Consider the following 12,235-nt stretch of genomic DNA (forward strand, 5'->3'; position numbering starts at 1 on the left):
TTGCCCTGTGTCCTCCGCTGTCCAGCCTCTGGAGACCGATCATGCGCACGCGTCACTGCCGACTGTTCCACCTCGCCCTTGTGGTGCTGCTTGCGGGTCTCGCCCCTGGCCTCGCTGCGGCGGCGAAGATCGATCCCGAGGTCGAGCAGGCGCTGCGCAGCACTGGCACTGTGCGCGTGCTGGTGTGGATCGAGGCCCCCGCCGCACGCCAGAGCAGCTCCGCGGCCAAGGCGGCCGTGGCCGAGCTGCTGGCCGCGCACCCGGCGCTCGAAGCCAAGATCCGGCGTCGATTCGAAACCCTGCCGGCGTTCGCGGCCGAGCTGGCCGCCGAGGATCTCGATCGCCTGCGTCGCAGCGACACAGGGGTTCGCATCGGCCTGGATGTAGGCGGCGGCGGCGGGCTGCTGGAGTCGATTCCGCTGGCCCAGGTGCAGCCGGTGCAGCTGGCCGGGCTGGACGGCAGCGGCCGCAAGGTGGTGATCATCGACAGCGGCCTGCGGCTCGATCACCTGAGCTTCGCCGGGCGCGTCGTCGACGAGGCCTGCTTCTGCACGACCTGCTGCCCGAACGGTCAGATCACCCAGTTCGGGCCGGGGGCGGCGCTGGATGCGCATGGGCATGGCACCAATGTCGGCGGCATCGCCGTGGGTGCTGCGGGAGTCAGCGGTGTGCCGCGCGGCGTGGCCTCAGGCGCCAGCATCGTCGCGGTCCGCGTGCTCGACCAGAACAACAGCTTCTGCTGTTCGTCCGACGTGATTGCGGCGTATGACTGGGTGCGCGTGAATCACCCGGACGCGACCGTGATCAATGCCAGCTTGGGCACCAGCGCGCGCTTCCAAGGGAACTGTGACGCCGCCGCCACCTTCACCCAGACGTTTGCTACGGTCATCAACAACCTGCGCGGGCTCGGCGTGCTGGCGACGGTGTCGAGCGGCAACAACGGCTCGTCGATCGACATGCAGGCGCCTGCCTGCGTCGCGTCGGCGCTGGCGGTAGGCGCGGTGTACGACGCCAGCGTGGGCAGCGCGAGCTTCGGCAACGTGTGTACGGCGGCGACCACCGCGGCCGACCAGGTGACCTGCTTCTCCAATCTCAGCACCACCACGGACCTCTTGGCGCCGGGCGCGCCGGTGACCGCTGCGGGTCGCAGCGGTGCGAGCGCCACCTCGACTTTCTCGGGGACATCGATGGCTGCGCCGATGACGGCGGGTTGCATCGCCCTGCTGAAGCAGGCCGTGCCCGAGGCGACGCCCGACGCGATCGAAGCGGCGCTTGAAGCATCTACGGTGCGTCTGCTGCGCCCGCCGATGACCCAGAGCTACCCGCGGCTGGACTGCGCCGCGGCGCTGCTGCAACTCACGCCCGAGCTGTTCTCCAACGGGTTCGAGGCGCCCTGAGCCGGCGCCGATCGGCGACGCGGCTGTTGACATGAGCCTGCGTCGCCGCTGCTGGGCGACGCGGCTTTCGTTTGCGCTTGCGTCGCCGCTGCTGCGCGACGCCGCTTTCGTGTGGGCCTGCCTCGCCGCGGCTGCGCGACGCGGCTCTCGTGTGGGCCTGCGTCGCCGCTGCAGTTCGACGCGGCTCTTGGTGTGGGCTTCTGCCGCCGCTGCTCCGCGCGGTCGCGCGTCGAGTGCGCTTGAGGCGGCGCTGGGCAGCCTCGCGGCCTCGCGCTCAGCGCTCGCCCAGACGTTCCCAGAAACTGCTGGGCAGCGGGTCGATGTCGGCTTTGCCCAGCTTCTCGCGTGCTCGCGCCGGCGGCGGCTCGCTGCGATGCGGGCGTCGGCAGCAGACGCGCACGACATAGCCTTCGCCCGCGGTGTCCTGTACCTCGGCGCTCAGCGCTTCGCCCTGGCGAAGTGCCTGGTTGATGGCTGCGCCCAGTGCGCGCAGCGCTTGCGGGGTTCCGACCACGGTCGGCATGTCGCGCGGGAAGTCCTGCCCGTAGACATGCAGGATCAGATCAGGCATCAGCGGTCTCCGGGGCGGCACATCCGGCTGTGCCGCGCATGCGAAGCCCTCATGCAAGGTCTGCGCCGGCTGGAGTCGCGCCAGCGCGTCGCGCGTCGCAGGCGGGCGCAAGCCCGCGTGCCGGGCTCAGCCGCTGGTGCCAGTCGAGGCGGGCTTGCTGTCCGCGCTGGCCGCCGGCTTGGACTCGGTGGCAGCGGGGCTGGTGCCCGAACCGCTGCTGTCGCCGGCGAGGTTGCGCTTCTTGTCGCTGTCTTTCTTGAAATCGGTTTCGTACCAGCCGCCGCCGGCCAGTCGGAAGCTTGGCGCGCTGATCTGGCGCCGCACCTGTTCGGCGCCGCAGGCGGGGCAGGTGGTCGGATCGGCGTCAGCGAGCTTCTGCAGGCGCTCAAAGCTGTGGCCGCAGGCGCCGCATTCGAATCCGTAGAGGGGCATGGGGTGCTCCGGGCAGTGCAAAGGGTGGCGCACACATGGTGCCAATCAGCGCGAATTCAAGCGCGCCGCGTCCAACGGCCCCGCGCCCAACCGAATCGCATGCACAGGGTGGCACAAGACCCACCCTGTGCAGGTACGGCGATTCCATAGGGTGGGTCTCGACCCACCGAAGCCTGAAACCCGCCACCGACCACAGCAGCCCGGCCCGCTGAGGCGCGGACTTTGCCTCAATAGGCGGTCAGCCACCCGCTGCGCGAGGCTTCCTGCCCGGTGACCACGCGCTGGTACAACCTGCGTAGTTCGAGGCTGATCGGATTCGCGCCCAGTTCGCGCGCATCCAAGCAACCGACCTGGGCGATCTCGGCCGAGGTGCCGGTGAGGAAGATCTCGTCGGCGTCCTTCAATTCTTCCAGCGACACTGGACGCGCGTCCGCGCCGGCCAGCTCGATGACGGTGGCGCGGGTGATGCCGGGCAGGGCGTCGGGGTGTTCGACCGCGGTGACGCGACCGTTCTTGACCATGAACACGTTCTCGCCGGTGCACTCGACCACCTGGCCTTGCGCATCGGTGAACAGGGCCTCGCCGAAGCCGCGCGAGGTGGCCTCGCGCTTGGCCAGGATCGAATTGACGTAGGCGCCGCAGAGCTTCAGAGGCGGTATCGCCGCGGCCGTGTTGCGCCGGTACGGGCTGTGCGCGAGCTTGACCCGCTCGCTGCCGAGATGCGGCTTCCACGGCATCGAGGCCACCAGCACATCCTCGCCCAGCACTTCGACATCGAGCCCGAGGCCGCCGCGCGCATAGGTCGCCAGCGGGCGGATGTAGGCGTCGCGGTGCCGGTTCTCGCGCAGCACGGCGAGCGTCGCCGCCTCGAACTCGCTGATCGAAAAGCGGATGCCCAGCGCCTCGCAGCCAAGCGCCATGCGATCGAGATGATCGCGCAGGCGGAACACCGCGGCGCCGTCCGGCGTGGCGTAGGCGCGGATGCCCTCGAACACACCGGTGCCGTAGTGCAGGCCGTGCGCCAGCGGGTGGATGCCGACCTCGTCGACGCGGACGATGTCCCCGTTGTACCAGAGGCTCAGGGACATTCGGCCACCTCCACCTTCAGGCAGTCGTAGAGCTTTTCCATCTGCCGGCACAGGCTCTCGGGCGAACGTTCGCCGCTCAGAGTCAGCTGGAGGCGCCAGGATTCCTCCTCGCCGCTGCGCTGGCCTTCGATGGCCAGCGGCGTGTAGCCGCGGCGCTCGGCCGTGCCCAGCACGCGCAGCAGCGCGCCTTCGGCCGGGCGCAGGGTCAGGTCAAGCCGGAATCGCATGGGCTTCGGTCTCGTCCAGCATGGTCGCGTTGCTGTGGTTGGGCGGCACCAGCGGCCAGACATTGGCGCGGGCATCGATGATCACGTGCAGCAGGGCCGGGCCCGGTGTCGCCATCAGCTCGCGCAGTGCGGCCTCGGTGTCCTCACGGCGCTCCAGACGCACGGCGGGGATGCCGAACACGCGGGTGAGTGCGGCGAAGTCGGGGTTATCGGAGAGGTCGATCTCGCTGAAGTTCTTCGCGAAAAAGAGCTCTTGCCACTGGCGGACCATGCCCAGCGAACTGTTGTCCAGCAGCACCATCTTGATCGGCAGCTTGCAGCGCGCGACGGTGGCCAGCTCCTGGATGTTCATCATGATGCTGCCGTCGCCGGAGACCAGCACGACGGGCCGATCCGGGCAGCCGAACTGCGCTCCCATCGCCGCCGGCAGGCCGAAGCCCATGGTGCCCAGCGCGCCCGAGGTCAGATGGTTGCGCGGATGGTGGAAGCGCCAGTGCTGGGCCACCCACATCTGGTGCTGGCCGACGTCGCAGGCGACCACGGTGTCGGGCGGCATCAGCTCGGACAGGCGCTTCAGCAGGGCCGGCGCGTACACGCCCTTGCCCGGCGCGTCGTAGCGCGGCGCGCTGGTCGCGCGCATGCGCTGGCAGCGCTGGTGCCAGTCCTCGCAGTTGCTGCGCGCCGCGGCCAGCCCGCGCAGCGAATCGCGCAAGTCGCCGTAGAGCGGCACGTCGGCACGCCGCAGCTTGCTGATCTCGGCCGGGTCGGCATCCAGATGGATCACCCGCGCGTTCTGCGCGAACTCGCTGAGCTTGCCGGTGGCGCGGTCGTCGAAGCGCGCGCCGACGCAGATCAGCAGGTCGCATTCCTGCACGGCGGTGTTCGCCGCACGGGTGCCGTGCATGCCCAGCATGCCGATCAGGTAGGGATGGTCCGGCGGCAGGTTGCCCTGGCCGCGCAGGGTCTGCACGGTCGGCAGACGGGCCGACTCGACGAAGGCGCGGAACTCGGCGACCGCATCGCCCAGCACCACGCCTTGCCCGGCGTAGACCACCGGCCGTTCGGCCGAGGCGATCGCGGCGATCGCTTCGATGAGATGCGCGGCCGAGGGCTGCGGCAGGGTGCCCTGCACCGAAGGCGGCAGCGGACGCAGATGCTGCGCCGGCGCGTTCTGCACGTCTTTCGGGAAATCGATCAGCACCGGCCCGGGCCGGCCGCTCTTGGCGATGCGGAAGGCTTCGTGGACGACCTTGGGCATGTCTTCGATCGAGCGCAGCAGGAAGCTGTGCTTCACGATCGGCAGGGTCATGCCGTAGACGTCCAACTCCTGGAAGGCATCAGTGCCCATCAGGGTGGTGGGCACCTGGCCGGTCAGCACCACCATCGGCACCGAGTCCAGAAAGGCATCAGCGATGCCGGTGACCAGGTTGGACGCACCGGGGCCCGAGGTGGCCACGCACACGCCGACCTTGCCCGAGGCGCGCGCGAAGCCGTTGGCGGCGAGCGCGGCACCCTGCTCGTGGCGCACCAGGATGTGGCGCATCGGCGAGCCGGTGAGCGCGTCGTAGAAGGGCATGATCGCGCCGCCCGGGTAACCGAACAGCACCTCGGTGCCTTCGGCCTCAAGGCAGCGGGCCATCAGTTCGGCGCCGTTCTTGGCGGGCTTGAAGGCCGCCGTCGCAATCGGCGCGGCGGCGGGTTCGGCCGACGCGTCAGACGCGTCCAGGCTGTGGGCGGCGCGGGCGTTCATGCGGCGGCGTCCTGCCGCTTGGCAGCGGGAGCGTCGGCGGCGGGCTTGGCGTCAGCCTTCGGCGCGGCGTTCAGCCAGGCCATCTCGGCGCGCAGGGTCTTGCCGATCTTCTCGATCGGATGATCCAGGTCGGCCTGCTTCAGGCGCTGGTACTCGGGATTGCCGGCCTTGTACTCGGCGATCCACTGGCGCGCGAAGGTGCCGTCCTGGATCTCGGTCAGGATGTCCTTCATGCGCGCCTTGGTGTCGGCGTCGATGACGCGCGGGCCGCGGGTCAGATCGCCGTACTGCGCGGTCTCGCTGATGAACTCGTGCATGCGGGTCAGGCCGCCGTCGTACAGCAGATCAACGATCAGCTTCAGCTCGTGCAGGCACTCGTAGTAGGCGATCTCGGGCTGGTAGCCGGCCTCGACCAGCGTCTCCCAGCCGGCCAGCACCAGCTTGGTCGCGCCGCCGCAGAGCACCGCCTGCTCGCCGAACAGATCGGTCTCGGTCTCTTCCTTGAAGGTGGTCTTGATCGCCTTCGCGCGCGCGCCGCCGACGCCGGCGCAATAGGCCAGCGCCAGCTGCTCGGCCTTGCCCGAACGGTCGGCGTTGACGGCGTAGACGCAGGGCACGCCGCGGCCGATTTCGAACTCGCGGCGCACCAGCGCGCCCGGGCCCTTGGGCGCGACCAGGATCACGTCGAGGTCTTCGCGCGGCGCGATTTCGCCGTAGTGCACGTTCAGGCCGTGCGCGAACAGCAGGCAGGCGCCCTTCTGGATGTTCGGCTCGATGTGCTCGCGATACAGCTGCGGCTGCACCATGTCCGGGGTCAGCACGGCGATCAGGCCGGCTTCGCGGATGGCCTCGGCCGGCGACTTGACGGTGAAGCCGTCCGCCTTCGCCTTGGCCTCGGTCGGGCCGCCCGGGCGCAGTCCGATGATCACGTCGGCGCCGGAGTCGCGCAGGTTGAGGGCGTGGGCGCGGCCCTGGCTGCCGTAGCCGATGATGGCGACGCGGGGCAGGGTGGCGGCGGGATTGTTCGGCTGGCTCATCGTCGGTTCCTTGGAAGGGCGCTGCGGTGGTGGGTGTGGGTCGTTCGCGGGGGCGAGGTTCTGGGCGTCTGCTTCAAGCGGTGGTGATCGCGCCGCGCGAGGCGGAGCTGACCAGCCGGGCGTACTTGGCCAGCACGCCGGTCTCAACGCGCGCAGCGATGCGGGCGGGGATGCGGCGCGACAGGTCGGCGCTGGTTTCGAGCACGCGCCGATCGACGTCGATGATCACGGTGTCGCCGTCGGCCAGCTGCGCGATCGGGCCGCCGCGCGCGGCCTCGGGGCTGGCGTGGCCCACCATGAAGCCGTGGGTGGCGCCGCTGAAACGGCCGTCGGTGATCAGCGCGACTTCGTTGCCCAGGCCTTGGCCCACGAGTGCCGCGGTCACCGCCAGCATTTCGCGCATGCCGGGGCCGCCGGCCGGGCCCTCGAAGCGGATCACCACGATGTCGCCGGCCTTGATCTCGCGCGCCTGCACGGCGGCGAAGGCGGCGTCTTCCGAGTCGAAGACCTTGGCCGGGCCCTCGTGGCGGCGGCGGCCGTGGCCGGCCAGCTTGACGATGCAGCCCTCGGGCGCGAGGTTGCCGTAGAGGATCGAATAGCCGCCGGTGGGCTTGATCGGATGGCTGACCGGGCGAACAGCGTCCTGGTTCGGATCGCCGGCGGGGGCGGCATCGATCTCGGCGAAGAAGCTGCGGCCGCTGACGGTCGGTGCATCGGCCAGCAGGCCGGCGGCCTTCATCTCGCGGGCCACCAGCGCGGTGCCGCCCATCGTGTACAGCTCGGCGGCGGTGTAGCGGCCGCCGGGCTTGAGATCGGCAATCACCGGCACTTCGGAGGCCGCCTGGAACTCTTCCAGATCGAAGGCCACGCCGGCCTCGTGCGCGATCGCCAGCAGATGCAGGGCGGCATTGGTCGAACCGGCGGTGGCCGAGACCGCGCGGGCCGCATTGCGCAGGCTCTCGGCCGTGATGATCTCGCGCGGCAGCGGGCCCTGGTTTGCGAACAGGCGCATCACCTGTTCGCCGCAGGCCTCGGCTGCATCGCGCTTTTCCGGCGCGGGTGCGGGGATATCGTTCAGGCCCATCGGCGACAGGCCGAGGAAGGTCATCACCATCGCCATCGTGTTGGCGGTGAACTGGCCGCCGCAGGCGCCGGCGCCGGGGCAGGCGGCCTTCTCGACCTCGATCAGCTCGGCTTCGTCGATGCGCCCGGCCGAATGCGCGCCGACCGCCTCGAACACGTCTTGGATGGTGATCGCCTTGTCCTTGCAGCGGCCGGGCAGGATCGTGCCGCCGTAGAGGATCAGGCCGGGCAGATTGAGCCGGCCCAGCGCCATCGCGGCAGCAGGAATCGTCTTGTCGCAGCCGACCAGCAGCACCACGGCATCGAGACAGTGGCCGCGCACCGCCAGCTCGATCGAATCGGCGATGACTTCGCGCGAGGGCAGCGAGGCGCGCATGCCTTCCGAGCCCATGGCGATGCCGTCGGTGACCGCGATCGTGTTGAACTCGATCGGCGTACCGCCGCCGCGCTTGATGCCGATGCCGACGTGCTGGGCCAGCTCGCGCAGGTTGATGTTGCAGGGGCTGACGTCGGACCAGGTATGGACCACCGCCACCAGCGGCTTTGCGATCGCAGCGTCGTCCAGGCCTGTGGCGCGCAGCATGGCGCGGGCGGGGGCACGGGCGGGACCAGTCTTGATTGCGTCGCTCTGCACGGGGGGATTCCTGGTGGCGGTGGAAGGGCTGGCGTCGGCGGGGAGAAATCGAGGGCAAGAAAAAACCCCGCCTCGTTGCCGGGGCGGGGTTTTCGGTGTTTTCGGATCCTGGCCTGCTCTCAGGCTGTCTTCGGACCGTACTTTCCTATCCCGCGCCGGGTGGCAGGCCAATAAGAAGTACAAGTACAAGGAGCGCGAGCGCGGCGGCCGCGATGCGTGCATTCGCCGCCTGCACCTGAGCGGTGCGGGCAATGGCGGTAGCGCGGCGGCGGCTGGGCTGGCGATTCATGCGCCGCAGCAAAGCACAGGCTTTCGCAGAGTGTCAACAGCCGAAACGGCATTAGGCCAACTGCCGTCGAGGGCCGGCATTGTCGGCCGGCTGCGCTGGGCGCGCCCGCGCGGCTGGCCGTAAGGTCTCTACACTGGCCCGTGCATTGCAAGGAGCTGCCTATCATGTCCGTCTCGAACTCGAAGCCCCGACGTTACGCCCTGATCGCCGCGCCGCTGATCGGCGTGCCCCTGCTGGCGATGCTCTTCTTCATGTGGTGGTGGGATCACGAGCCGGACGCCTTCGACGTGGTCGCCCACGCCAAGGCGCGCGCATCCGAGCGCGGCCAGCCGGTGGTGGTCGGCACGGTCAGCACCGAGGCCCTGATCCGCGTGGCGCAAACCCTGCTCGACAAGCGCGGTGGTTACCTGAGCAACGACAAGCTGCCGCCGGGCGCGATCATGGACAACGTGCCCAACTGGGAATTCGGCGCGCTGGTGCAGACGCGCGACTTCGCCAAGGCCTTCCGCAACGAGTTCAGCCGCTCGCAGACCCAGAGCACCGAAGACGTCGATCTGCTTGAGGCCGACCCGCTGTTCTCGACGCCCTCCGACCGCTGGCTGCTGCCCGCCTCCGAAAGCCAGTACCGCAAAGCCATCGGCCACGTCGAGGGCTATCTCGGACGACTCTCGGACAGCGATCCCTACTCGGCGCAGTTCTACGCGCGCGCCGACAACCTCGCCGACTGGCTGGCGGTGGTCGAGAAGCGCCTCGGCTCGCTCTCGCAGCGTCTGTCGGCCAGCGTCGGGCAGATCCGCATCGACACCGACCGCGCCGGCGACCGCAGCGCCACCCAGAGCACGCCCGGCGTGTCGCCGCGTATGGTGCAGACGCCGTGGACCGAGATCGACGATGTCTTCTACGAAGCGCGCGGCACCACCTGGGCCCTGCTGCATTTCCTGCGCGCCGTCGAGCACGACTTCGAGCCGGTGCTGCGCGACAAGAACGCCCTGGTCAGCCTGCGCCAGATCATTCGAGAGCTTGAGGAAAGCCAGCACGATCTCGGCAGCCCGATCGTGCTGAACGGCTCTCCTTTCGGCTTCTTCGCCAACCACTCGCTGGTGATGGCCAACTACGTCTCGCGCGCCAACGCCGCGGTCATCGACCTGCGCCAGCTGCTGGAGCGCGGCTGAGGTGTCGACCGCGCCGCGCCTGTCGCTGCTGCTGTTCGTGCTGCTGGCGCTCGGCCTGCACTCGCCAGCAGCCGCAGCGGGCGAGGCGGTGATCCGCACGCATCCCGATTCCGCGGGCTCGCGCAGCCTGCCGGTGGACTGCTCCGACGCCGAGGGCGAAGGCTGGTCGCGCCATCGGATCGAAGCCCCCGCCCCCGGATGGGAGGCCAAACCCCTGGCCGTGCTGGTCAGCGGTATCGCTGTCGACCGCGTGCGGATTGCCCACGGTGATCGCGTCTACTGCGGACAGTACGGCGACGGTGCGCGCGCCGACTCGCGCTTCCGCACCGGCGTGGGCGGCGTGTTCGTGCCGGTCCTGGGCGGCAGCAACCCGATCCAGGTGTCCGTGTCCGGCGCCGCGCTCGATCTCTGGCCCGTGGTGATCGATGTCGGCGCGCCGCTTGAGGTGCAGCGCGCTGACACCCTGCGCTTTGCTTTCCGCGTGGCGGTGCTGGCGATCACCTTCAGCGTGGTGTTCTCGACCGCGCTCGCGTGGGTGGCGCTGCGCGAGGTCGCGCTGCTGAGCCTGTCGGTGAACACCGTGCTGGTGGTGGTCTGGATCGCCGTGATCACCGGGCTTTCGGGCTTTCCCGAGGCCTGGCTGCCGGTGGGCGAGGCACGACTGCGGATCCTGCTGAGCTCGCCCCTGCTGGTGGCTGCGATCACCGTGTTCCTGATGATGACCTCGACGCGCCTGCGCACCCATTCGCGCGGCGCACGCCTGATCAGTGCCGGCTGCGTCGTGCTCGCCATGCTGGCCTTGCCGGCCTGGCTGCTGCCGTGGTCGGCGATTCCCACCTTCGCCGCCTGGGCCGAGTTCGGCGTCGCCCTGCTGTTCGGTGGCGTGGTGCTGGTGTCGCTGCCCGGCATGCTCAGGCGACGTCTGCTGCCCACCGCCAACCTGATCGGTGTGCTGCCCCTGGCCGCGGTCAGCGCCTCGGGCGTGTTTCTGCCCGGCCTGCTGGGCGGCTGGAAGATCGAGGCCTATGTCGGCGGTGCTGCCTGGATCGCCGTGGCCTCCAGTTCGATGCTGATGATGCGGCTGGCCAGCCTGCGCCGGCAGCGCGACGAGATGCGCGCGCTGGCTCAATCCGACCCGCTCACTGGACTCGCCAATCGCCGCACCGCGCTGGCGCGCCTGCAGAGCGAGGTTGAACGTCGGCGCAGCCAGGGCAGCGACTTCGGTCTGGTCTTCGTTGATCTGGACAACTTCAAGCAGATCAACGACAGCTTCGGCCACAGCGCCGGCGACCGCGTGCTGGTCGCCGTGGCCCAGCTGCTGCGCAGCCTGGTGCGCGGCAGCGATGTGGTGGCGCGTTTGGGCGGCGACGAGTTCGTGCTGATCCTGGTGGGCGCCGATATCGCCACCAGTCAGCGCTTGGCCGAGTGTGTGCGCGAGCGCATCGAGCTGCTGCCGCTGGTGGGCAGTGGGCCCGAGGCGCCGCTGGCCTGCACCGCCAGCATCGGCGTGGTCGCCAGCGCCTGGCATCCCGACGCCAGCGCCGAAGAGCTGCTGAAGCGCGTCGACGAGGCCATGTACGCCGCCAAGAAGGCCGGCCGCAACCGGGTGGTGCGCGGCTGAGCCGAGGCATCGTCGTCGCCAGCAGGCGCGCTGAGACCATTGCCGGGATTCGGCTTCGGCTTCGGCTTCGGCTTCGGCTTCGGCTTCGGCACTCGCCAGAGCGACCGCGCTCCGCGCTCCTGCGGGCGCCTGCATGCAGGCCACAGCGCCACGATCAATGCACCGCTTGCCCACCACACACGACAACGCCCGACCAAGGGCCGGGCGTCGCGCACATCCGCCGGATCACGCCGCACTATCGGCGCAAGCCTGAGCGCCTGGATCAGAACTTCGGCTTGTCGTCGCTGCTGTTGTAGCGCTCGATCGCGTCCAGCAGGATGGCCTTGGCCTCGGCGGCATTGCCCCAGCCTTCGAGCTTGACCCACTTGCCCTTCTCGAGATCCTTGTAGTGCTCGAAGAAGTGGCCGATGCGCTCCAGCCAGTGGCCCGACACCTGCTCGATGTCGTTGATGTGGCTGTAGCCGGCGAAGACCTTGCCGACCGGCACGGCCAGCAGCTTCTCGTCCGAGCCCGCCTCGTCGGTCATCTTCAGCACGCCGACCGGGCGGCAGCGGATCACCGCGCCCGGGATCAGCGGCAGCGGCAGGATCACCAGCACGTCGGCCGGGTCGCCATCGCCGCACAGGCTGTGCGGGACATAGCCGTAGTTGCAGGGGTAGCGCATCGGCGTCGACAGGATGCGGTCAACGAAAATCGCGCCGGTGTCCTTGTCGACCTCGTATTTGACCGGCTCGGCGTCTTTCGGGATTTCGATGACGACGTTGATCTCGTTCGGCACATCGCGGCCGGAGGGAACAAGTTCGAGGCCCATGGCTGGCTCCTGCGGGGGGTAGGAAAGGAAGTCGATAGCGGGTCGGGCCCGGCGCTTGGGGCGGAACACAGCGCCCTGCTTGCCCTGGCCGCCGTGCAAACAACGGCCGCCCGCGCGGCGCGA

At 69.6% G+C, this 12,235-nt stretch carries 11 protein-coding genes; 3 read left to right on the plus strand and 8 right to left on the minus strand.

Annotated features, from left to right (window positions below):
• Positions 1-41 precede the first annotated feature (41 nt).
• Positions 42-1,397, plus strand: a complete 1,356-nt coding sequence (locus tag H4O13_17835) for a S8 family serine peptidase (GenBank protein ID MBE5317256.1) — start codon at positions 42-44, stop codon at positions 1,395-1,397.
• 274 nt (positions 1,398-1,671) lie between these two features.
• On the opposite strand, the gene H4O13_17840 is transcribed toward H4O13_17835, so the two are convergent.
• The 7 genes from H4O13_17840 to H4O13_17870 all read right to left on the minus strand — a co-directional run bounded on the left by H4O13_17840 (position 1,672) and on the right by H4O13_17870 (position 8,219).
• Positions 1,672-1,968, minus strand: a complete 297-nt coding sequence (locus H4O13_17840; protein ID MBE5317257.1) for a hypothetical protein — start codon at positions 1,966-1,968, stop codon at positions 1,672-1,674.
• Between the two features lie 126 nt (positions 1,969-2,094).
• Complete coding sequence (locus tag H4O13_17845; protein MBE5317258.1) at positions 2,095-2,400, minus strand: zinc ribbon domain-containing protein; 306 nt, start codon at positions 2,398-2,400, stop codon at positions 2,095-2,097.
• 227 nt (positions 2,401-2,627) lie between these two features.
• Positions 2,628-3,488 (minus strand): aminotransferase class IV, encoded by an 861-nt coding sequence (locus H4O13_17850; protein ID MBE5317259.1) that lies wholly within the window; start codon positions 3,486-3,488, stop codon positions 2,628-2,630.
• Positions 3,479-3,715: an acetolactate synthase gene (locus tag H4O13_17855; protein MBE5317260.1), complete on the minus strand. Its 237-nt coding sequence runs from the start codon at positions 3,713-3,715 to the stop codon at positions 3,479-3,481. The genes H4O13_17850 and H4O13_17855 overlap by 10 nt, the downstream gene beginning before the upstream one ends.
• A complete protein-coding gene (locus tag H4O13_17860; protein MBE5317261.1) occupies positions 3,699-5,465 on the minus strand; it encodes an acetolactate synthase 2 catalytic subunit in 1,767 nt (588 codons plus the stop codon). The genes H4O13_17855 and H4O13_17860 overlap by 17 nt, the downstream gene beginning before the upstream one ends.
• Positions 5,462-6,502: a ketol-acid reductoisomerase gene (ilvC, locus tag H4O13_17865; protein MBE5317262.1), complete on the minus strand. Its 1,041-nt coding sequence runs from the start codon at positions 6,500-6,502 to the stop codon at positions 5,462-5,464. Before ilvC ends, H4O13_17860 begins: the two co-directional genes overlap by 4 nt.
• Positions 6,503-6,575: 73 nt before the next feature.
• Complete coding sequence (locus H4O13_17870; GenBank protein MBE5317263.1) at positions 6,576-8,219, minus strand: dihydroxy-acid dehydratase; 1,644 nt, start codon at positions 8,217-8,219, stop codon at positions 6,576-6,578.
• 453 nt (positions 8,220-8,672) lie between these two features.
• Here H4O13_17870 and H4O13_17875 point away from each other — a divergent pair, with 453 nt between their 5' ends.
• A complete protein-coding gene (locus H4O13_17875) occupies positions 8,673-9,680 on the plus strand; it encodes a DUF2333 family protein (GenBank protein MBE5317264.1) in 1,008 nt (335 codons plus the stop codon).
• A gap of 1 nt (position 9,681) precedes the next feature.
• The gene (locus tag H4O13_17880; protein ID MBE5317265.1) at positions 9,682-11,301 is read left to right on the plus strand and encodes a diguanylate cyclase; all 1,620 of its coding nucleotides are present in this window, start codon (positions 9,682-9,684) and stop codon (positions 11,299-11,301) included.
• A gap of 262 nt (positions 11,302-11,563) precedes the next feature.
• Here H4O13_17880 and ppa read toward each other — a convergent pair whose 3' ends face one another.
• A complete protein-coding gene (gene ppa / locus H4O13_17885) occupies positions 11,564-12,112 on the minus strand; it encodes an inorganic diphosphatase (GenBank protein MBE5317266.1) in 549 nt (182 codons plus the stop codon).
• Positions 12,113-12,235 lie beyond the last annotated feature (123 nt).

The sequence above is a fragment of the Lysobacterales bacterium genome, assembly GCA_014946745.1.
GTDB lineage: Bacteria > Pseudomonadota > Gammaproteobacteria > Xanthomonadales > Xanthomonadaceae > Aquimonas.